The 23,719-nt window shown below is 74.4% G+C and carries 4 protein-coding genes; 1 reads left to right on the top strand and 3 read right to left on the bottom strand.

Features of this window, described 5'->3' with window-relative positions; all coding sequences use genetic code 11:
- A partial coding sequence (locus tag ACFPFQ_RS36545; RefSeq protein ID WP_379627275.1) for a DUF4781 domain-containing protein occupies positions 1–20,609 on the bottom strand: 20,609 nt, incomplete at its 3' end.
- Here ACFPFQ_RS36545 and ACFPFQ_RS36540 point away from each other — a divergent pair.
- Entirely contained in the window at positions 20,587–21,354 is a 768-nt protein-coding gene (locus ACFPFQ_RS36540; RefSeq protein WP_379627273.1) for a hypothetical protein, read from the top strand. The genes ACFPFQ_RS36545 and ACFPFQ_RS36540 overlap by 23 nt on opposite strands.
- 463 nt (positions 21,355–21,817) lie before the next feature.
- Here ACFPFQ_RS36540 and ACFPFQ_RS36535 read toward each other — a convergent pair whose 3' ends face one another.
- Together ACFPFQ_RS36535 and ACFPFQ_RS36530 are read right to left on the bottom strand one after the other, a co-directional pair.
- Positions 21,818–22,834, bottom strand: coding sequence for a MinD/ParA family ATP-binding protein (locus ACFPFQ_RS36535; protein ID WP_379627272.1), 1,017 nt, complete (start codon positions 22,832–22,834; stop codon positions 21,818–21,820).
- A 141-nt stretch (positions 22,835–22,975) separates the two neighbouring features.
- Positions 22,976–23,638 carry a GntR family transcriptional regulator gene (locus ACFPFQ_RS36530; RefSeq protein WP_379627279.1) on the bottom strand — a complete coding sequence of 221 codons (663 nt, stop codon included), beginning with the start codon at positions 23,636–23,638 and terminating at the stop codon, positions 22,976–22,978.
- Between the last annotated feature and the right edge of the window lie 81 nt (positions 23,639–23,719).

Below are 23,719 nucleotides of genomic sequence, written 5' to 3'. Positions count from 1 at the left end.
GGCGGCCCGCGCGCCCGCACGACCGGGACGGACCGGACGGGCGCCGCCGGGCCGGTCTCCGTCGAGCTGGCGGCGGCGGCGGGCGCACCGGCCGGAACCGTCTCGAGGGTCGCGACCGGGGCGGTGCCACCCGTCGCGGTCCCCGCGTCGGGGTGGGCGCCCGCTGCCCGCGCCCGCCGCTTGCCGCCGCGCTGCTTCTTGGCCGGGGCCGGCTTCGCCGGCAGCGCCCTGGTCGGGGTGCCCGCCTGCGGACCGGCCGGGGGCGCCATCCGCCGCGTGTTGAGCGGGATGACGGCCACGGTCGTGTCGTCGGTGCCGCCCAGCTCCCTGGCCGCGTCGAGGAGCTGGCGCACCACGACGGCCGGGTGGCGCAGCCCGGCGGTGAAGTCGATCACCGCGCCGAGCGACTCCGGCGTCGGGAACAGGTCCGACACGCCGTCGGTGACGAGGATCAGCAGCGCCGGCCCGCTCGCCTCGACCGTCCAGGTGCCGGCGTGCAGGGTGTGCCCGGAGCCGAGCCAGCGGGTGCTGACCGACGTCGGCGCCGCCGGGGCCCGGCCCTCTGCGGTGCGCGTGGCGGCGAGCGTGTCGTCGGTGGTGATCTGCTCGACGGTGCCGTCGGCGCGCACGAGGAGCGCCTGGCTGTCCCCCAGCCCGATCAGGTCGGCCCGGCTGACCAGCCCGCCGCCCGCCGCCGTCGACTGCGTGACGACGGCGGCCAGCGCGCTGGTCGCGTCGGCGACGAGCGCGTCGGGGGCCGGTGCGGTCGCCGCGTCGGCCGCCGCGAAGAGGGCCTGCGCGACCTCCGCCCCGGTGGCGGTGTCCGGGATACCGGTGAGGGCCCCGATGCCGGCCTCGACGGCGATCTCCGACGCCGGGCGGGCACCGACGGGCGTGCCCACCTGGTCGGCGACCATGGCGACCACCCGCTGCGGGAACACCACGCCGTCGACGGCGTCGTTGTTGCGCGGTCCGCGGCCCTGTGCGGTCCCGGTGGCCAGTGCCCCGTCGCCCCGGACCGTGATGCCGGGCGCGGCGGCAGGCGGCAGCGCGGGGGCGGCCGCACCGCCGAGCGTGGACTCGATGATCGCCTGGCGACGCTGGTGGTTGTCCCGGTTGGCGCCGATCAGCGCGGCCAGCCGCTTCTCGACCCGCGCGATCCGGCCGCGCACGATCGCGACCGGCCCGATCGACGCCCCGCCGAACGTCGCCATCCCGGTGTGCTGCAGCGCCGCGTCGGCACCGCCGGTCCGCAGCGTCGCCAGCCACCCGCGCAGCCCGGTGAGCTCGCCGGTCAGCTCCAGGATCTCGGCCCGCTCGCGCTGCATCTGCGCGTCGAAGCGGCGCAGCATCCGCAGCTTCGCGCGCCGCTCGGAGCCCGCGCCGTTGGCCGCGATCCGGGCGGCGAGCGCGCCGAGCATCCGGCGCAGCGGCCCCGGGACCACCCGCGCGACCGTGCGGACCACGAACCCGGCGACCCGGTGCAGCACGCGGCCGGGCGGGCCCTTGACCATGTTGGTCGTCGTCGTCGGGCCGCCCGCGGGGCTCACCTCGAGCGCCTGCACCGAGACGCGGTGTTCGCCGATGTTCGGGCTCACCTCGTCGGGCAGCCCGATCCCGCTGCCCGCCTGCAGCTGCTGGATCCAGTCCTGCCAGCTCCAGTGCAGGACCGCCCGGTCGAGCGCCAGCAGCCGGTTCACCAGCCGCCGCACCGGGTGGAACCCGACGAGCTTGGGCGACGATGCCAGCGGCGCCACCTTCTTGCCCACCACGACGAAGTAGATGAGGAAGAAGTTCAGCCGGACCGTCTCGTCGATCGTGACGAAGACGTCGAAGCGGCCGAGCAGGAACAGCCCCCACATCCAGTTGGTGGTCTGCGTCTTCTGCGCCAGCGTGGCGGCATCGAGGTTGGTCAGCGGGCCGTAGCTCGCGCCGGTGAACTTCAGCCGCACCCGGACGGTGTGGCCGTGGACGGGCAGCATCGGGAACGCGATCCCGGCCGTCTCCTTCACCGGTGGGACACCGCCGGTGAAGGCGCGGTTGTAGGACATGCCCGCCGCGAGCGTGACCGCGTCCCTGATCCGCTGCCACACCGAGCGGGCCGCGCCGGGGGGCCCGGCCGTGGCGGAGCGGGCCTCCCCGCGCCCGAAGAGCCGCTTGAGCGCCTTCGTCAGCTCGCCGCGCAGCTTGAGGTGCAGCAGTTGCGTGACGAACTCGGCGACGACCGGCCCGATGATCGGGATCTCCGCGATCAGGGCCTGCACGTAGGTCGGGTAGATCCGGTGCTCGACCTTGACCCGCACCCGGGTCTTGAGCGCCGACGCCGACCCCGTCCACAGGGCCTTCGCGATGCCCGCCACCCGTCCCGGCACCGCCCGCAGCACCGCGACGCCGTAGTGCACCGGGAACGGCAGGCCGTACCAGCGCGCCCGCAGCCAGATCCGCACCGGCCCGGGGGCGACGGTGACGGCAACGTCCGGCTGGGCGACGACCGTGCCGGGCACCTCGCCCGCCGCCCAGGCGCGGGCGAGTGCGAAGCCCGACCATGTCTCGGTCCAGGCGACACGGGCCCGGTCGACGAGCTCGCGCGCGATCCGGCCACGCTGCGGGGAACGGGCCGGGACCAGCGCGCCCCGTGCTGCCGTGCGCGCCGCCTCGATCCGGGTGAGCAGCTCGGCGGCGTGCGCGGCGTGCTCGGTGTCGGTGTGCGCGCGCGCCCCGGTGAGGTGGAAGTCCCGCTCGTGCGCGAGCACGTCGGCGAGCAGCCCGCGCCCCAGTGCCGACAGCTCGGCGTGCCGGGCGTCGACCATCAGGATGACGTCGACACCGTCGATGACGGCCGCGTAGGCGACGAAGCGGTCGGCGATCCGGGCGGCCCGCTTGCGCCGGACGCCGAGGTCGACCAGCGCGCCGATCAGCTCGTCGCGTGGAGTCAGGAGGAGCCGGACCGGCGGTGGCCCGCGGTTGCGCACCGGCTGCTGGGTCCGTGGCTGCGCGGCCGTCGCCCGTGCGAGCTGGGTGGTGGCGCGACCGAGCAGGTCGGCGTCCTTGCCGCTGAGGTAGCCCAGCGGTCCACCGGACCCGCCCGACCCGATACTGGCGATCTCGGCCTTGAGCGCCCTGATCCGCTGCCGGTTCACGATGCGTGCCGCGATCAGCCGCTCCCACCGGCGCTCCAGCGCCGCGATGCGCTTCCGGGTCCGGCTCCCGGTGATCGGGTTCAGCAGCGCCCGCAGGCGGCCGCCGGGGGTGCGTCGCGGACCGGCGAGCGTCGCCCGGATCGATGCCAGCGTGTCCTCCTGCCGGACGCGCTCGGCGAGCAGGCCACCGATCGCCCGGGTCAGGTGCTCGATCCGGGCCCGGTCACCCCGTGCCCGCCACCACGCGCCGACGGCTCGCAAGGGGCGCAGCACCGGCGCGGGCAGTGCCCGGCCCACGAGCCGTCCCAGCGCCGGCACCCACTTGCGCAGCCACAGGCTCGGCCCCTCGATCAGGTTGACGGGGTGGTCGGTCCGCTTCCACCGCAGGACGAGTCCCTTGAGCGAGAGCCGCACCTCGAACGCGTTCCACGGCTGGCCGGCGAGCCCGATGCCGAAGCCGAGCTGCCACACCGTGAAGAACCGCAGGATCGAGACGGTCGACAGGGCCCGGTCGTGGGCGCGCAGCCAGTTCAGCACCCGCCGCACGGGGTGCAGGCCGACCACCTTCGGTGAGGTCAGCCCGGTCACGGCCTGCTTGCCACCGAGCGCGTACTTCTGCGCGAACACCGCGAAGCGCAGGCCGAAGTGCGTCGTGAACTCGACGTTGGCGCGCGCGACCGGCAGCACGCCCAGCGGCCACTGGCTCGGGTCCGTGATCTCGCGGAAGGTGCCGACGGACTCGACGACCTGCCCGAGGAGCAGGTCGGCGCTCGCCCGGAACGACAGCTGCCCGTAGGGCGTGGTCCACAGCGGCACCGACGGCGCCGAGGCGAGGTTCACCGTGGCGGCGAACGCGCCCGCCCACTCCACGAGCCGGTCCGGGTTGCGGTTGCGGCGCCACGTCAGCTTCCCGTGCGGGAACAGCGAGACGTAGGTCGTCACCAGCGTGGCGAGCACCGGCCCGCCGATCGCCTGCAGCACCACGAACAGCACCACCTGCAGGACCGGTGTGTAGAGCCGCACCTCGTAGTCCACCCGCACCGGCCACCAGCCCAGGCCGATGCCCCGCACCGCCGCCGGCAGGCGGGTCAGCGCCGCCACCGGCTTCGCGAGCGCCGTGCGGATCGGCCTGCCGTGCAGCCAGCCGGCCAGCCGGGCGAGCGCCGTGAGCGGTCGCGTGAACACCAGGCCGCGCGCCCCGAGCAGGAACGCCGCCCCGATCACGGCGCGCTGGAACCGCGACGTGGGCGCCCGCGGCTGCGCGGGCGTCCAGAGCCGCTTCGCCGCGGCAGCGGCCCCGGCCACGACGAGCCCGGTGCCACCGACCGCGAGCGCGGGCACACCACCGTCGGCGACGGCGGCCCAGAGCCCGCCACCGACCATCGCGACCGCGCCGGCCACGCCGGTGCGCAGGCGACCCGACCACCGGCCGAGCACCCGACCCACCACGCGGCCCAGCCCGCGGAGCGCGACCACCGCGACGGCGGCACCGGCGATGATCCCGACGCCGCCTGCCACCTGCAGCAGCAGGTCGGTGGTGGTCGGCAGCGCGGCCACCGCAGCGGTCGTGGCGGCGGTGCCCGTGTGATCGATGGCCGCCGTCGCTCCGGTGGCGAACGCGGCCGGGGCGAGGCCGAGCACGAGCGCGGCGACGACAGTGACCACGGCGACTGCGCGCAGGACCGCCCGCGGCAAGGTCATTCGCGGCAGGGTCATTCGCGGCAGGGTCATTCGCGGCAGGGTCATTCGCGGCAGGGTCGTTCCAGGCCGGGTGGCGAGGCCGCTTGTGGCCATGCCGAGCAGAGCACCTGTCGCACCCACCATGGCGGTGGGGAGTCCGAACCCGAACGCCAGAACGGCGCCGGCGAGGAGGAGCAGGCGACCTGCCGGCGGCGCGCGGGCCTGGTTCGCCGAGCGGGCCGGTCGGTGTGCCACCGTGCTCAGCGCCGCCACCAGCCCCGCCGCCACCAGCGCGGCGGCGCCGATCGGCGCACCGGCGAGCCCGAGCCCGCCCGCCACGACCGCGGCGGTGGTCAGCGCCACCCCGGTCGCCGCGACCGTGCGACCGCGCGACGGCCCTGCGGTGCGGTCGGCATCGCGCCGGGTGGCCGCGGGCGCGTGCGGGGCGTCGCCGTGTCGGCTCCACACCAGCGCGTCGAGCAGCAGCAACGCCGTCGTGCGCGCGGTCGGTGCTGCCGGGATGGCGGCCGGGCCGACCCCGGCGTGCGCGGCGAGCACCGCAGCGAAGTTCGCGGCGGGCGACAGCGGCAGGTCCACGTCACCGAGCAGGACGGTGAGCCGGTGCAGGCCGTTGGCCACGCGCAGCTCGTCGAGGAGCTCGGCGGTGACCGGTTCGCCCGCGGCGGGCACCGGGCGCCCGGCGGCGAGCGCGAGCGCGCCGGCGAGCTCGCGGTGGCCCCAGCGGGGGTTCGCCGCCAGCGCGGCGCGCAGGTCGCGATCACCGCGTACCGGCCCGGTCCGGGTGGGCGCGTCGACCGCACCGAGCGCCGTGCGTACCGCCGCCAGGTCCTTGCGCGTGTGCCCGGCTCCGCGCAGGGTCTCGACGGTGCTGGTGGCGAGCTGCGTGATCGACGTGATCCCGGCCGTGGCGAGGCGCAGGTAGACCCGGTCGCGCAGCTCCGGGGCCAGCCGCGCCACGAGCACCTCGATCCGGTTCGTGCCGTTCCACAGGCGCGCCCGCTCGGCCGGGTGCAGGCCCGCCTCGATCGCGTCGAGCCCGGCGCGCACCCGCTCCCACGCCCCCGGCTCGGTCAGGTCGGTGCTCGCCAGCAACGCCTCGCGGGCGGCCTGCTCGGTACGCAGCGCACGCCCCGCACCGGCGTCGAGCAGTGCCGTGATCACCGTGCCGGGGTGGTCGGTGTCCAGGCTCAGCATCCGGTCGACGGCAGGCCCGTCGGTGCCGAGGATCGCGGCGATCTGCTGGGTCGCGTAGCCCTGACCGTAGGCCACGAGCGCGGCGAGCTCGGCGTCGTCGAGCCCGGCCAGGCGCGGCTGCTCCGACTGCACCGGCTCGTCGGGAACCGTTGCGGCGGACGGCGTGCGGCCCTGGTCCATCGCGTCGGCGACGTCGAGCACGGTGGCCAGCTCGGCCGGGTCCACACCGAGCCGCTGGGCCAGCTCCGACGTCCGGTGGAACGCCTCGGCGGCCCGCGTCGACTGCTCCTGGATCGCCAGTACATCGGCGGGGGTGAAGCTGCGCGCCCGCACCCGGCCGGCCGGGATCAGCTCGGCGACCAGCTCCGCGGCGGCCCGCACGTCCGGGTCGGTCAGCTCGCCCTCGACCCGGTACTCGGCGATGGCCTGCAGTTCCTGGTTCTGCACCGGCGTCAGCCAGGCCACGTCCCGGCCGTCGCGAGCCGCGTAGAGCGACGGCAGGTCGACGTCGAGCTCGTTGCGCGCCATGGTCGGCAGCGCGGCGGTCTCGGCCTCGGTGAGCGCCACCGCACCGGGCGTGGACCGGGCGGCTTCGGCGGCGGAACCGGTCGGGATCGCGCTGTCCTGCGTCGCGGCGAACAGCAGGCGGGCGGCCTCGGCGTCGGCACCGGTGAGCGCGACCGGACCGCGGTTGGGCAGCTCCGCGGTGGACCGGGCCTCGACCACGTAGTCGGTGCCGGCGGCACGGGGGGCGCCCGCGTCCTCGAGCGACCGGTACAGCCGGGAGACGCCGTTCTCGCCGCCGCGCCCGGTGCGCCCGCGCCACTGGAACTCGGTGCGCAGGTCCGACGCGCCGAGCCAGAAGGCCTGCAGGCCGCCGCCCTCGGTGTCGAGCAGCGCCTTGTACTGCGCGGTCTCGGTCCTCGCCTGCTTCGTCACCGCGCGCAGCGCCGCGTCGTACTCGGGGTCGCCCTTGCGCAGGCCGGGGTACTCGAGCCGCATGAGGACCCGCTCGGCCAGCCACGTCGGGTCGCCGCCGAGCTTGATGTCGACGCTGCGGGCCAGCATGTTGGTCGTGACGGTGACGCGGCCCGGCATGCCGGCCGTGGCGACCACGTGGTCGCGCAGGCCGAGCAGCTGACCCTCCGTTGTCATCAGCTGGTGCGAGATGCCGCGCCGCGTCAGCTCCGCGGAGTACTCGTGGGCCTCGCGCACCGACCGGGCGCCGACGACCACCGGGAGCCCGGCGGCGTGGGCCTGCTCGACGTCGTGCAGGGAGCGCTGGTGCTCGGCGGCGATCGTCGGCAGGTCCACCGTCTCGTCGACCCGCTTGACGGCGGTCTCCGGGGCGATGAACACCACGTCCTTGCCGTAGAGCTCGCGCAGCGCCCGCACGCCCTCGGCACCGCCGACGGTGCCGGTCGCACCGGCGAACGTCTTGCCCTTCATGAACTCCGGGGTGCTCATCGAGGCGATCGTCAGCGACGGCGTCCCGACCCCGGCCTCGCCGAGCTCGCGGAACTCGACGGCCTCCATGACGCCCAGGTCCCAGCGCTGCTGGGGGCGGGCGAGGCCACGCGGCTGGTCGACGATCCGGATGGACGGCAGCGGCCGCCCGTCGGGGCCGAACCCGTTCTCGACGAGGTAGTGGACCCCGCGCTCGAGCCCGTGGTTGGCGGTGAGCACGGCGTCCACCCACTGCCGCAGCCCGGTGTGGGCCTCGGCGGCGAGGTCGATGCCGTACGTCGTCCTGATGTGCTCGACCCCGGCGTCGGTGATCCGCCAGGTGGTGCCGCCGGCGTGCTCGAAGTGCCCGTTGGGCCTGCCGTCGGACGGGGGCGTCAGCTGCTCGGCGATGCCGGTGGCGCTGCGCAGCTCTGCAAGCGGCGGGGCCGTGTCCGGCGCGGGCCGGGCGAGCCTGCCGTGCGAGCGGGCCTGGTCGAACAGCGCGTAGTCGACCTCGTCGAGCAACCAGAAGTCGGCGTCGCGCGGCGCCTTCTGCTCACCGGTCGTGCCGCGCATCGTGTCGAAGCGGAACTCGTCGAGGGTGCTGACGACCAGGTCGGCCTCGTCGACCGTCGCCTTGGTCTTCGCGCTCAGCTCGGGGGTGTTCAGCTCGACCCGGAGCCCGAGCCGGTCGAGCAGCGGGCGGACCGAGCGCACGGCCGATGACCCGGCACCCTCGTCGAGGGTGATCCACTTGACGTGGTCGCCCTTGACGACCATGCGGGCCACCACGGCGAGGACCTCGCCGATCTCCTTGCCCTGCCCGGTCAGGTTCTGGACGACCGCCTCGTCGCGGGCGAGCGCCAGCGCCATGACGAGCTGGCCGTCCCAGACCGTCCGGCCGGCCAACAGCTCGGGGTGGCTCTCGGCGGCACGGCTGATGAGACCGATCACCTTCGGGTACGGGTCGGCCCCGCGCAGCGCCTTCCTGATCTTCCGCGCGAGCGCGGTGTCGCGGATCTCCCCACCGGATGCGCTCTTGCGCATCGCCTTGAGGTCCTTGCGGTAGACCCGTCCGGTCTCGGCGTAGCGCGCCTCGTCGGCCTTGCCGTCGAGCCGCACCGCATCGTCGGCAGGTTCGGTCCGCGGTTGCGGGCGCGTGCCGGCGCGTTCGGCCTCGAGCGCGGCCTGCGCGTCCTCGCGGGCGCGCTTTCCCTCCTCGTGGACCCGGATCCCCTCGTCGGTGCGGGTCTGCCCGGTCTGCCCGGTCTCGGGCCGCCCGGTGGGAGCGGGTGTGTCGGTACCTCGTCCGGTGCCGGTTCCTGGCCTGGTCTCCTCTGCGTTCGGGTTGCGCGGGTGGGATGTTCCGTCGTGCCCGACACCACCGGCGAGCTCGCCGGGTGCGGACGTGGTCGGGGTGCTCTCGACGGGCGGAGGCCCGCGGCTGCCGGCGCCGGACATCGGTTCGGTGGCGACGGCGTGCCCGTCGCTGGTCGGTTCGACGGTGCCGGCACCGCGTGCCGCGCCACCCGGGGGGTCACCCGCGCCCGGCTCGCCGCCGCCGCCGTGCGGCTCCGACGATCCGGTCGCGCGGCCGCTGCCGTACGACTCGACGGGCGGCGCCTCGTGGCCGGGACTGCCCGGAACGGGCGGGTCGGCAGGCGGCTGCGGGGTCTCGGGCGCGGGCGGTGCGTCGGGGCCCTGCGGCTGCCCGCCGGTCTCCGGTTCGGCGCCGCGTGCGGTGTTGCGCGACGCGCCGTCCCGGCCACCGTTGCCGGTGCCCGGCGCGCCGGGGCGACCGGTGTCGGGGGTGCCGGTCGGCGTACCCGTCTCGGCGCCCGCCTGCTGCGCGTTCGGGCGGGCCGCGGTCATCGGGCCGGACCGGACCGGCTCGGTCCCGGGGCGCGGCTGCCCGACGTCGGGGGCTGCCGGCCGGACCGCTGCGGGACGGGGGGCCGGCGCGACATCGCGCCCGCTGCCCGTTGCCGGCGGCACGCCGGTGCCGTTCTCGGTGATCGGCGACGTCGGGTCGACGGGGACGACCTGACCGAGCTGCCGGCCTCCTGCCTGCGGCGCCGCCTCGGGGATCGCCGCACCCGGTCGGGTCCCCGCACCGGCGCCACCCTCCCCCGGTGCCGCCACGATGCCGGAGCGGGCGGCACCCGTGCGAGCCTCCGTGGCCCGCTGCTCGGCGGCCGTGCGGGCCTCCGTGGCCCGCTGCTCGGCACCGGTACGAGCGTCGGTCGCCCGGTCGCCTGCCGCCGTGCGGTTCTCGACCGCCCGCTGCTCACCGGCGTCGGCGATCCGGTTGCCGGCCTGCGGGTCGGTCACTACGGCCGGCTCGTCGGCCTCGGCCACGCGCTCCTGGCCGGCCCGGTCCTGGGTCGCCCGGTCCTGGTTCTGGGCGAGCCGGTCGGTCCGACCGTCCCGCGCCGCCGCAGCCCGGGCCGCCGCAGCGGTCTCGGCCTCGGTGGCCCGCTCCCCGGCAGCCTGGCGGTTGCCCTCGGCCGGGAGCTCCGCCGCCGTCACCCGCTCCTGACCACGCGCCTGCGTCTCGGCCAGCTGATCGGCCTGACCCTGCCGTGCTGCCGCGGCGCGGTCGCCGGAAGCGGTCGCGGCGTCGTTCGCCCGCTGACCGGCAACCTCGCGGTTGTCCGCCGCCTGCCGCTCCGCGGCCGTCACCCGCTCCTGACCACGCGCCTGCGTCTCGGCGAGCTGATCGGTCTGGCCCTGCCGCGCCGCGGCGGCGCGCTGGGCCGCGACCTCGCGGTTCTGGGCGGCACGCTCCGCGGAGGTCTGGGGTCGCTGCGGCGCCACGGCGTCGGGTGCGTCCGGACGCGGCGGCCCGGCCGCGGCCCGGCCCTCGCCCGCCACCGGCTCGGCGCCGGTGCGGGGACCGGTACCGAGCTCTCCGGAAGCAGGCTTGCCACCGAGGCCACCGAGGCCACGGGTGGCCCCGGTCACCTCGGGGAGCTGCGGTGTCATCGGCGCCTCGGGCAGGCCGCCGGGGCGCGGGGTCGCACCCGGCGCGGTGGCCGGCTCCGACATCGGCCGTGTCGTGGCGCCCGCGGACCCCACCGTCTTGCAGCCACCGGGACACATGCCGGGGAACCTCTTCAGCGCGACGCCCTGGATGCGCCCCTGCCCCAGCATCGCCACGTTCAGCGCCAGCATGCCGCCGGCGGCCCACTTCTCGCCGGCGCTCATCTCGTTGCGGTGCTGCCACAGCTGCACACCCGAGTCGACCATCCCGCCGCCGAAGGTGCCGACGGCCCCCCAGTTGGCCACCCGGCCCGCGGTGGCGAACCGCGCCGCGACAACGGTGCGCGACGCCGCGGAAGCCACGTTGCCCGCCTCCGCAGCGGTGGTCGCCCCCTTCGCCGCGCCCGAGGCGATGCCGCCGAGGCCCAGCGTGGCGACGGTCAGGATGTTGCCGCCGATGGTGATGTAGGCAGCGCGCGCCGCGGGGTCGGAGAAGCTCGTGCTCTGGCCGTGATCCGACCGCGCGTTCAACGTCTGGACGGCGTCGACGGTGGTGTAGGCCGCGGTGCCGACCACGACGGTCGCCCCGGCGATGAGCGCCACGGTGGCCGCCGTGCCGGTGCCGGCCGTGCCGACGGCGATGGCGATGCCGCCGACGACCATCGCGCCGGCCGCGACCCAGCCCTTGGCCTTGTCCCAGCCGGAGATGTGCCGCCCGTTGTCGCGATCGAGCGCGAAGTCGCCGGTGGTGTCCGACCAGTCCGACGGCGTGAGGATCCTGGTGTCCTCGTTGAAGAGCTCGTTGTGGTTCTTGAAGTCGTTGCGGTCGGAGTAGTAGTCGCCGTTCTGGTCGACGTAGGTGGTCTTGCCGTCCTTCTCCACCCGGTAGATCGGCGTCCCGGCGGCCTCGTGCGTCTTCGGGTCCTCGAACATGACGATGAACTGCGTCGCCTTGCCGTCGCCGATGCGATCCTTGATCTTGCCGTCGAGCTTGCTCACGTCCTCCGGGGTCAGCGGCTGGCCCCCGAGCCTGGCGCGCACCATCTCGTCCGGGGTGCCGCGGGAGGCGAAGTCGGCGCGGCGGTCGGCCGCCGTCTTCCCGTTGGGCACGTCGCCCTCGAGGCCGCCCTGGTCGAAGAACTTCTTCTGCAGGTCGTCGGTGACGTGGTCGTAGGCGGGCTTGTTGATCGCCGAGTTGAGCACGCGGACCATGTCCGCCCGGCCCGACGACGGCAGCGCGAGCTCGCCGAGACGGTTGTCCGGGCTGCGCGAGCCGATGTCGCGGGTGACCGTCTGGTAGTTCAACTCCCCCAGCACGCTCAGCGTGCCCAGCTGCGTCGCGACCTCCTTGTCGTTGGGGTTGCTGGAGTTCGCCAGCCGGCCCGCGACCGCGTCGACGCGGGTCTGGAAGTCGTTCCAGTCCTTCGCCTGCTGCGCCATCTTCGGGTCGTTCGCGTAGGCCAGGAACGCCGCGTCGTCCTTGCGCAGGACCTCCGACCCGGCCTTCGGCGCGCCGGGCAGGTCCCTCGTCAGCGCCACGACGTTCTCGTTGATCGCCTTGATCGCCTTGTTGCCGTCGTCGAGCGGCTTGGCCTCGGCCTTCAACGCGTCCAGATCCGCCCGGGTCGCGGTGCCCGCCTTCTTCTTCGCCTCGAACGAGGCGATGTCGCGGTCCAGGGCCTCGTTCGGGGCGAGCATCGCGTTCTTGCGTCCCACGACGCTCAGCGACAGGACCTCCGCGGCGTCGGCACTGGACTGCTGGTCGGCGGTGAGCTTCACCTTGTTGCCGTACGCGTCGACGGCCGAGCCGTCCTTGTCGACGCCGAGGTCGGTCTGCAGCTTGGTGCGCGCACCCGGCAGGTCCGACGCACCGAGCTTGCCGGGCAGGCCCGGCTCGAGCCCGACGCCCTGGTTCTTCGCATCGACCAGCGGCGACCCGCCCGCCATCTGGTCGAGGCCGTTGACGATGCCCCGGTTGACGTCCATGCGCCGGGCCCGGGCCTGCTGGGCGGCGATCAGGTCGAGCTCGGGCTTTAGCGCCGCCTTGTCTCGATCGCTGAGGCCACCGTCCTTGCTCGCCGCGTCCACCTTGTCGACCGCGTCGAGCAGCTTCTGCCGATCGCCGTTGGACCGGACGTTGTCGAACTGCAGGTCGGCCTCCGCGTTGGCGGCACGCGCGGTCGCGAAGTCCTTGTCGACCTGGGTCAGCGTGGGGAGCGAGCGGTCGTAGCGCTGTTTGTCGTCGGGCGACAGCGCCGCGTACTGCCGCGGGGTCAGCGGCGGCAGCGAGTCGCCCTCCTGGTACCCGGGCAGGTTGGCGGCGATCTTCTTGTCCGTGTCGGTGCCGAGCGAGGGCCGCTGGTAGGTCGGGTCGATCAGCAGCATCCAGGAGGCGTCGACGTCGCCGCGCCACTTCGTGGTGTGCGCCGCGTCATTGGTGACGCAGGAGCCGGCACCGCCCGGACCGCAGGCCCCGCCCCGGTTGGAGCCGTCGGCGTTGCGGTACAGCAGCACCGTGGCGACGCCGTTGCCCCCGCGGGTGTCGCCCTCCCGGTTCTCGCCGGAGCAGGTGCCACCGGCCGATCCCGGGTGGCAGACCGCGAAGCCGCCGTTGCCGTCGGCGTCGCGGTAGCCCTGGGTGAAGGAGCAGTCCTTGCCGGTGCACTGCTGTGCATCGCCCTGCGGCGTGATGCTGGTGACGGAGCCATCGGTCAGCATGTGCGCCGCGAAGTAGCCGTTGGGCGTCTTGCTGCCCGGGTTGCCGGCGAACACGTCGGTCATCTCGCACCGGCCGTTGCACTGGTTCTTGGTCGGGTCGAGCTGGTTGTAGGCGCCGGGCAGGCCGTTGGTGCAGACCTCCTTGCAGTTGGCCAGGTTCACCTTCGCGTTGCCGGGCACGGTCTCGACGCAGTGCCCGACGCAGCTGAAGCTGCCGCCCTTGCCCTCGGCAGTGGGTGTGACCGCGACGAGCCGGTTGCTCGCCACGTCCTTGTCGTAGCCGAGCAGCAGCAGCTGGTTCTCGATCTTCCGACCGTCCGGGAAGGCGATGTAGCCGGTCTGCCCGCTCACGCTGTAGCGGCCCTGCTGCATGGTGCCGGCGGTGTCGATACCGGGCGTGGTCAGCTCGGTGCGGCCTGCGGTCTGCCCGGGCGCGGGCTTCTGGGGGTTGAGGTTGAGCGTGCCGAACGTCGGCTGCCCCGGCAGGCCGTCCCCGTTGGCCTTGACCTCGACACCCTCGGCCGACTTGAACCACCCGGCGCCGTTGAAGCTGACCATGGCAGGGGTGCCCTGGTTGTTGCGCGCGACGAGCGTGGCGTCGGCCGGTGTCCCGGGCGATCCGTAGATCTTGAACTGGTCGGTCTGCTTGCCGTTGCTCAGCGAGCCCGAGCACCCGTCCGGGCACGTGGTGCTGAACCGGCCACCGCTCGCGTCACCGTAGTTCGCGTGGTGCGGACCGGTGTCCGACGGCGGGTTCACCCGGCCGAACGGGCCGGAGGTGTCGGCGTAGGTGACGGTGCTGCCCGAGTAGCCGTCGGTGATGGTGCCGCTGGAGTCGACCCAGCCGCGGCCATGGCCCTTGTCGTCGCGGTAGCTGCCGCCACCCTTCGGGTCGACGACGACGTCCTTGCTCGGCTTGCCGTCGGCGCCCTCGGTCGGGACGGTGATGGTGACCTTGCCGTTCTTGTCGGCGGCGATCGTCTGCCCGTTCTTGCCGTCGATCTTGCACGGAGCCGCGCACGGGGCCTGGGCCACCGGGGCCTTGTCGGTCGGGTCGCGCAGCGAGAAGGTGCAGGTGCCCTTGTCGCAGTTGCCCTCGGCCCCGACCTGGTGCTCGCCCAGCTTCTGGTCGATCCACTTGCCGTCCGGCGTCATGATCCCGGCGGCCACGTACTGGTCGTGCAGCGACGCCGCGGTCCGGACGAAGCCGAACGACGTGCCGTCCTGGTTGAAGTTGGCGCAGTTGCCGGTGTAGCAGCGCGCACCCGCGCCGCCGCCGTCCCTCGGGTCCTTGGCGACGGCGTAGGCGATGACGCCGCAGCCGCCGTTGCCGCTGCCCGAGCAGGTGCCCTCGCCGTGGGCGCGGTAGTAGCCGCCCGGCGCGTTCATCGTCGGTGCGGAGTTCGCGCCGACGTCGTCGGCCTCGGCGTGCGCGGTGTAGCTCGCGCTGCAGTTCGCGGCACCCGAGCAGGACGCCCCCGCGTAGGCCTGGTTGCCCTTGGCGAAGGCCTGCGCGGACACCGACACCCCGCCGCCACCCATGCCGCCACCGCCGGAGCCGTGCGCGGCGGCGTGGGCCCACGAGCCGGTGGCGGGGTCGGATGCCGACGCCGAGGCCGATGCCGAGTAGGAGTGGCTGCAGCTGGTGCCGGCAGATCCCGTGCAGGAGGCGGAGGCCGCGGCGTAGCCGGGACCGCCGCTCGCGCTGGCGCTGGTGGCGACGTTGCCGCCGCCGAACGTGCCCCCGCCGTGCCCGACCGCATCGGCCCGCGCTCCCGGCGCGCTCGCGTGGCTCTCGGCGCGGTAGGAGTACGAGCAGCTCGAGCCCTCGCTACCGGCGCACGAGGCACCGGCCTGCGCGGACCCGTTGCCACCGGCGGCCATGGCGCTGGTGGCCGCCCAGCCGCCGCCGATCGCGCCCTCGCCGTGCCCGGTGGCCGTCGCGCTCGCGCCAGGGGCCGACGCGCTGCTGTGCGCCCGGTACGCGTAGTGGCATCCGGAGCCGGCGCTGCCCTGGCAGGCCGCCGACGCCATGGCGCCGTCGGCAGTGGTGTCGGCGACGGCGTTGGTGCCGCACCAGCCCGAGCCCGCAGCGCCCGCTGCACCGCAGGAGGCGCTCGCGGTGGCCGTGTTGCCACCGGTGGTGCTGGCCATCTCGCTCTTCGCCGAGAAGCTGTGCGTGCACGTCGAGCCGTCGGTGCCCGCGCACGCGGCCGTGACCTGCGTGCCGTCCTTCGACGCCCCGACCCGGCCGGACCCGGCGCACTGGCCGTCGGCGCCCGCGGTGCAGTCGGTGCGCGACGTCGCGGTGTTGGTGCCGTTGCCGCCCACACCCGCGGCGCTCGCCGTGCCCTCGGTGTGGGTCGTGCAGGCGGTGCCGGTGCAGCCCGCGGTGACCTCGGCGACGTCGGGGCCCGCGTAACCACCGGTGCCGGCCTGGCAGGCGCCTGCGGTCGCACAGGCCGCGGTGGCCGTGGCGGTCACCTTCGCGGCGCCGGTGGCCTCGGTCTGCGAGGACGCCCGCGTGGCACAGCCGGCCGTGCTGCCGTCGGTGCAGGTCGCCGCGACCGACGCGCTCGTCGTCGCGAACCGCGCGGCCTTGTCGGTGCCGGGCGCGGTGATCGCCGAGGTGGTGCCCGCGCTGATCTGCGCCTGGCACGCGGTGGTGCGGGCACAGCGGGTGTCGCCCTTCGCCGTGCTGTGGCTCAGCTCGCCGCGCGGGCCGGCCGTGACATCGGCGGATCCGGTGAGCGTGGCCGTGCAGCCGGCCTCGGGGCAGTCGGCCCGGGAGGAGGCCTGCGCGCTGCCGGAGAACCCGGGGATCGGCTTCGGGTCCTTGTCCTGCGTCTGGCCGGCGTTGCGCACCGTTGCGGTGGTGGCCGTGCTCGCCACGCCGCAGCCCGCGGCCGTCGATGTGCAGGCGGCGGTGGTGTGTGCGGCACCGGGGGCACCGGCCGTGTCGCCCGTGGTGGCGGCCCGGCAGCCGGCGCCGGCGCACTGCGCTGCCGCGGAGGACTGCGTCATCGTGGCCGGGGCGTCCGTCACCGGCTTGCGCGCCAGTGCCGCCGCGTCCGTGGCCGCGGTCCCGGCCGCCTTCGCGGCAGCAGCCGCGTCGGTGGCCTGCTTCTTCTCCTGCGCCGTCGCACCCGTGCGGGCGGCGATCTGCGCAGCCTGGTCTGCGTCCTGCTTCGCCTGCGCGGCCTGCTCGGCCAGCTGCGTGGCGTTCGTGTTCTGCTGCTCGGCGACCATGTCGGCGACGACCTGGCCGGATCCTGCGGTGGAACCCGTCTGGACATGGCAGGCGCTCGTCCCCGAGCAGCTGCCGGACGTGGTGGAGGTGCCCTGCCCCGGGGGGCCGCGGGCCCCGTTGGCGCCGTTCGTCGACGTCGGGCCGTCGTTGCCCGCTGCGGTGGTGCGTGCGGTGCCCGTGCAGCCGGCGGCGTCGCCCGCACAGTCGAGCGTGGCGTTGGCCATCGTCCACGAGGAGGCCCCCGCGACGGTCGGGCCGCCGCTGTTCGCGCTCGAACCCGGGGCCGTCGGGGCCGGCGGGGTCGCGGGCTGGTCCGGGCCGGGAGCCTTCTTGCCCTGGTCGGCGGGCTCCTGCGGCTGGTCGCCGGTGGTGCCGGAGGTGACCGTGGCGTTCTGCGTCGACCGGGCCTGCACCAGCGGGGCGATGCTGTTGGCGTCGGGCCCCGACGAGGCACCGGAGTTCGTCACCGCCTGGCACCCACCACCCGAGACACCCTCACACGAGCCCTCGCTGTGGGAACCGCGCGGATCCGGCGACACCGACGGATCGGTCGCGGTCGCCGCGCTCGTCACCTTGCCCGAGCACGCGCTCTGACCCTCGCAGGTCAACGCCGCACCCGAGGCCGACGCCGCCGACGGGCCCGTACCCAGCCGGGCAACGTTGGTCTTCTGCTCCGGGCCCGCCATCGCCAGCGCCGAACCGGGACCGGTCGAGGCGTTCGACACCGACTGCACCTGGCAGCCACCCGTGCCACCCGCACAGCTCGCCGTGCCCTCCGACGTGCGCGGCCTGCCGCCGTCAACCGCGCCGTCGAAGGCGGTGGTCGAGGTGTGGACCGTGCCCGAACAGGCCGCGCCCGCGGCGCAGTCGACGCTCGCACTCGAACTCGACATCGACGTCGGCCCACTGGTGGGCTGACCCGCCGCCGGCTTCCCCGTGGTCGGGTCGATCACGATGTAGTCCGCAGCGCTGGAGGCCTTCGACGACGACGCACCCTGGCAACCGCCACCGGTCACCGTGCAGTCCGACGCCGACGAGGTGCCACGCGCCGCCGGCGACACCGCGGTGTCACGGGCGCTCGTGGCGGTCGTCGTCGAGCCACCGCACGCGGTGGTGCCACCGGTGCACTGCACGCTCGCGGTCGCCTCCGACACGCTGGCCGGGCCCGACACCGCCTTGACCCCGGTGACCGGGTCGACCGTGGTGGAAGCGGCCCGGTCGGCGACGTTCGTGGTGGTGCCGGCCCGGCAGGAGGCGCCGGTGCCGTGCGCGGTGCAGTCCGACGTCGCCGTGCTGTCGCGGACGCCCGTGATGTCGCCGGACGCGGACCCCGAGGTGGTGCCCGAACCGCTACCCGTGCAGGTGGCACTCGCGCAGTCGACAGCGGCAGCGGCGGTGCTCGCCGCCGTCAGGTCGCGACCGGCCGCGACGGCGGGCTTCGCGGTGCCGTCGGCGGCGTAGGCGACCTGCTCGGCTGCCTTCTGGCTGTCCCCGACCTCGGAGGTGGACTCGCTGGAGCAGCCGCCCGCGGTCGCGGTGCAGCGCGTGTCGGCCTTGGTCTCGCGGACGGCCGCGGCGTCGCCCGCCTTCGCGGCAGGCGCGGTGACCTTGCCCGTGGTGGCCGTGGTGGCCGTGCCGGTGCAGCCCGCGGTGTCGCCGCAGTCGACGTGCGCCGAGGTGGTGCTGCGCGCACCGCCGGCACCGTCGGTCGGGGCGGCTGGGGCACTCACCGGGGTGGTGTCGAAGAACGAGCGGCGGGCCGCCTGCTGCGCGGTCACGGGGTTCTCGGCGACGGTGCTGCTGGCCGCGTCGCACCCGCCTGCGGTGACCGCGCAGGTGGCCGTGCCCGAGCCGGCGCGCGCCGTGTCGGCGGCAACGCCGGTGGCGTTCGCCTTCGTCGCGGCGTCACCCTTGCCGGTGCAGCCCTGCTGCGATCCGCAGTCGACCTGGACCGTGGTGTCGGAGCGGCCCTCGTCGCCACCCTCGCCCGCGGCCGAGCCGGAGTGGGCCCGGCAGCCGCCCGCAGCAACGGTGCAGTCGGCCGCACCGTCGGTGGTACGGGCCGGGGCGGCGGGCGCCTTGTCGGCAGTGGCGGTCTTGGTGGCGGCCTTGGCAGCGGTGGCGGGGACCGTCGTGCTGGTGGCGCCCGACTTCGTGGTGGCCGCACCGGAGCAACCGGTGGCGCCGTCGCCGCAGCGGGCCTGCGCGTCGGCAACGGCCTGGCGACCCTCGTCGAGCCGCACCGAGGTCGAGAGGTCGCAACCGCCGGTGGTGGCCTGGCAGTGGCCGGTGCCGCTCCCCGTGGCCTGCTGGTTGTCGGGGGCCTGCTGGTCGTCAGCGGCAGGTGTGCGGTTCGCCGCCTGCTTCGCCGCGGGCGGTGGAGTGTTGCGGGACGCGCCGGTGCTCGCCGCGTCACAGACCCCGTCGGCTGTGCGGCAGCCCGCGTCGGCACCCGCGCGGTCCGACACCCCGTCCACGCTGCAGCGGCCCGTGCACGAGACGGTGGTGGACGTCTTGTCCGCGGAGCCCGGTGCCACCGGCCCGCTGGTGGCGCCCTTGCAGCCGCCGGAGTCGGTGGCGCACGCCATGCCCGCGCCGTTGGTGGTGGCCTGGCTGTTCTGACCGCAGTCGCCGGCACCGGTGCCGAGGGTGCAGGACGCGTTCGCCGTGATGTCGCCCTTGCTGGTGGTGCTCGTGCAGCCCCGGTCGGCGCCGGTCAGCACGCACGACGCCGAGCCCTTCGTGTCACCCGACCCGGTTTCGACCCCGCATCCGGAGGAGACCCCGGCCAGCGCGACGCACCGGTCGCTCTGCTCGCCGCTCTTCGTCGCGCTCACCGAGCCGCACTCGACGAACACCCCGCTCGACCCGCATCCCGCGACCGAACCGTCGCCGTGCGGGCCGTCCTGCGAGACGGTGTTCGGAGCGCTGCGGTCGGTGGCCTGGCGCAGCTCGTCGGTGGCCGCGTAGACGTCGGCCTTCTGGTCCTCGTACTTCGCCACGTTCTTCTGGTGCGCCGCTGCGGTGACCTTCCCGGCGGCGACCTGCTTCTTCTCGGCGTCCAGAGCGGCCTGCGTCTTGTCCAGGGCGGCCTGCCCGTCGACGACCTGGTCGACCAGCTCCGCCCGCTGCGGATCAACGGCCTGCCGATCGGTGGCGAGCTGCTGCTCGCGCTTCTTCTGCGCGGCCTCGTGCTTGGCGTAGTCCGCCTCGGTGACCTTCCCGGCGGCCACCTGCTTCTTCTCGGCCGCAAGATCCTTCGCGCCCTTGTCGGACGCGATCCGGTCGGTGAGGAGCTTCTCGGTTCCGGCCGGGTCGTCGCCGTAACCGCCGTACCGGTAGCCCGCGTAGCGCGGGTCGTCCGTGATGGATCCGGCGATCAGCGAGCCGTCCCGCGGGGGTCCACGCGAGGCGGTGGTGCGGCCGGTGCCCGGCCGGGTGGCGGCTGCGGTGCCCTTCGGGGCAGTCGTTCCCGCTGCCGTTCCGGTGGCCTTCACACCACCCAGCAGGGCGACCGCCAGATCGACTGCGGCCTTCGGCGCGCTCTTGCTCGACAGCACCTTCTGCAACTCCGGCGCCGCCTTCTTCGCCAGCCGCTCCACATCCGCGGCGCAATCCGCGCCACGGCAATCCGAAACGGTGCGGAGCAATTCCTGCGACGCCGATCCCGCGTTCTTCGCGAGCTTCTGCGCCGCCTGCCGGACGGGCGCGGGCAGCGCCGCCACGAGCCGGGCCACGTCCTTCGGCGACGTGGTCGCGACGGCCGGCTTCGCGGCGGCAGCCTTCCCAGTAGCGACCTTCGCGGTTCCGGCCGTGCCCGTGGCCGGCTTCGGGGCCTTGTCGAGTGCGCCGGCAACGGCCCTGTCCGCCTGCTGCCGCACCTCGGCGGGCAGCGCGGCGGTCGCGGTGCGCACGAGCTTCTCGACGGTTCCGCGCACCGCGGCGGGCACCTTCGCCGCCGCCTGTGCCGCCGACCGTCGATCACCCTGCGTGACGGCCGACGCCGCTCCGGTCCGATCCGCGACGGCGTCCCGGATCACCTTCTCGAGAGCATCGGCGTCGACGTCCTTGCCGCCGGCGGCGTTCCGCACGGCCTCGGTGACCGAGTCCGTGATCCGGGCGGCCGAAGTCTTGTCACCGGCCTTGGTGCCGGCCTTGTTGCTGACCTTGTCGGTCACCGCGGCAACGGTTGCCTTGGCCTTGTCGACCGCCTTCGTCGCCGCCGCCTGGGCCTTTGCCGCAGCCGCCTGGGCCTTTGCCACAGCCGCTTCGGTCTTCGTGCGAATGTCGCGGGCGAGCGCGTCGGAATCGACAGCGGGCTTCGCCGTGGGGGTGTTCGTAACGGGCTTCTTCTCGGCGGGCTTCTTCTCGGCGGGCTTCTTTTCGGCGGGCTTCTTCTCATCAGGCTTCGCGGCGGGCGCCTTCTTCTCCGCGGGCTTCGCGGCGGGCGCCTTCGTCGTGTCGGTCTTCTTCGTATCCGTAGTGGTTGTATCCGTAGCGGTCGTGGTCGCCGCATTCGTGGCCGGCGTGGTAGCCGGTTCCTTCTTCGCGGGTTCCTTCTTCACCGGTTGCTTCTCGACCGGATCCGTGGTGCCGCCACTCGTCGGTACGGGCGTCTTCTTGGTGTCCGTGCCGGAGGGCTTGTTGTCATTCCCGGAGGGCTTGTCCTTGCCTCCCTTCGACGCGCCCTGGGACACGAGAGCCACCGGAGCAACCACGGAGGCCGATGCCGGCGTCGCGAGGAACACCGCGCCGACCCACATCACGACCACCGCGCCTGCGGTGCCGAGCAGGCACCGCAGCGCCCACCAGATCCGCTCGGCGAGAGACATCCGCAGGCGCACGGCAACGCACACGGCAGGGCTGAGGCCCTCACCGTCGTGTGCGGATTGCCGAAACACAGGATCTCCCGGGTTCGCGTGATCGAGGCTCGTTCAGCGGCCGGACCGGCCGCGAGAGCTGAAGTCGACATGCCTGAAGGCAGCTGGTGAATGCGCGTCGCGCCAGCGGCAGCGACCCGCAGCCGGACGGTCGTCTGCACGCCCGGCGGTCCTACGGTCCTTCGGCCTTGCTCCAGCGGTGGTACACCTTGCTCCCGGCGTCCGGAGAACCGTGTTGCGCTACGTCAGCAACGCGGTGGACCGATCGCCGTGGCCGACCCCGGAGGATCAACCGGTTCGAACGCTAGCAGAGCGGCGGCCCGGTTGTCCTCCCCTTCGCGCCGACTCTTCGCTCTCCCACGATCAAGATGCGGCAGACCCGGAGACGCACGCAGCGGCCCGCCCGGCAAGCTCCGGCATCGGTGCAGCACAGCGGGCCGCCGACCCCGAATGCCCGACCCATCGATCCCGATCCATGATCGTCGAACCGGACCCCCGATTCGGTCTCAGCCGCCCAGCGGACCCGATCCGGCGATCCCGAAATCGTCGGCGACCAGTGCCGCCAGTTCGAGGAACGCATCGGAGGTGGCGGGGCGCAACCGGCCCAGTTCGATGCGACCGCCGGTGGCCAGATGCGCATCGTGCGGGATCTCGACCACGGCGCGGCACCGCGTTTCGAAATGCTCACGCAGGCGCACCGCGTCGATCTCCTTGCTCGTGCGGTCGCGGGAAAGGACGACAACACCACGGGCGACGGCCTCGTGATGGCCGTGCGCCTCGAGCCAGTCCAGCGTCTTGCTCGCGCGGCCCGCACCATCGACGGTGAGAGAACCGACGATGACCAATCCATTGGCGAGAGCGAGCGTGCCCTCCATCGCGGAATGGACGAGGCCGGTGCCCGAATCGGTGATGACGATGTTGTAGTAGCGCGTGAGCACCGCGCACACCTGCTCGTACTCCTGGCGGCTGAACGCCTCGCTCATCGCGGGGTCCTGCTCGGACGCCACGACCTGGAGACGGCCCGCGAGGCTCGTGTAGCGGGCGACGTCGGGCAGCGCCTCGATGTCGTCGATGTGCTGGAGCAGATCACGGACGGTCACGTCGATCTCGCCGGTGAGCCGGTCGGCGAGGGTGCCTGCATCGGGGTTGGCGTCGAGCACGACCACCCGGTCACCGCGGTGCTCGGCGAGCATCAGCCCCAGCACCGCCGACACCGTGGTCTTGCCGACCCCACCTTTGAGCGACGTGACGGCGATCTGGTGGGCGCCCGGCAGCTGTCGCCGGGCCCGCAGCGTCAGCTCGTGGCGCCGCTCCTCGGCCGGGCCCGGCCCGGGGTTGATGACGCCGCCGCTGGCCGTGAACACGGCGCGCCGCCAGCCCCCGACCGGCTCGGCCGGCCGGGGCCGCACGATCGTGAAATCGGTCAGTTCCGAGACCGGACCGGGGTCGACGACCGCAACACGACCGCTTGCGCCGGGACGCAACGGGATGGTCTGCGTCGTTCCGCGTGCTTTCTTAGGCATGGTCGCTCACCTGCATGGCCACTTTCGACTTCCCCCGGTTCGCATTCTCGGCCGGCACAATTCGGCGGCGTTGTCGCGTTCGGCGATCATACGCACTCACCGCCCGCGCCACCCGCTCCGAGCATCGGCGCGCGGCGTGGTTCAGAGGTGCGCTGCCACCAGTTCGCTGCGCGCGTCGTTCAGGTAGCGGTCCAGCAGCATCGCGGCCTCGTCGCCGGCGCCCGCCTCCAGCGCCGCGAGGATCTCCCGGTTGCGCGCCAGGTACGGCACGTGGAAAGAGCGCGGGTCGGCCATCGCGTGGAACACCAACCGGACCTCGGCCAGCAGGCCGTCCATCAGCTCGTCGACGCGGCGGCTCCCGGCGAGCGCGGCGAGCGCCTGGTGGAACCGGAGATTGGCGGTGACGAGCCCGGCCGTGTCGTCGCGGGCCAGCGCGGCGGCGCCCTCGGCAACGGCAGCGGCGACCCGGTCGCAGCCGGCGGGCCGACGCCGGATCCCGCGCAGCGCACCGCCCTCGATGATCAGTCGGAGCCGGAAGAGGTCCTCCACGTCGGCCGTCGTCAGCGTCCGGACGAAGACCCCGCGGTTGAGCTCGTGGACGAGCAGGCGCTCGTGCGACAGCAACCGGAAGGCCTCCCGGAGCGTGTTGCGCGAGACACCGAGCGCCGCGCCGATGCTGTCCTCCACCAGTCGCGTGCCGGGTGGGAAGTAGCCCTCGAGGATGCGGCCCCGCAGGATGCCGGCCACGCGCTCCGCCGTGCTCGTGCGCACCAGCAGCGCCCGGTCGGCCGCGAGCCCTTCCATCACCCTCGCTTCCGCCGGTACCGTCCTGACGACGGATCCTACAACGGTCAGGTGTCGGAGCTCCCCGACGTGACCACAGCG

The sequence above is a fragment of the Pseudonocardia sp. GCM10023141 genome (assembly GCF_042653605.1).
This window is presented reverse-complemented; position numbering and strand designations above follow the sequence as displayed.

Excerpts from the sequence above, each read along its gene's own strand:
- ACFPFQ_RS36530 (WP_379627279.1), bottom strand. The coding sequence starts at position 23,638 with ATGGAAGGGCTCGCGGCCGACCGGGCGCTGCTGGTGCGCACGAGCACG.
- ACFPFQ_RS36535 (WP_379627272.1), bottom strand. The coding sequence starts at position 22,834 with ATGCCTAAGAAAGCACGCGGAACGACGCAGACCATCCCGTTGCGTCCC.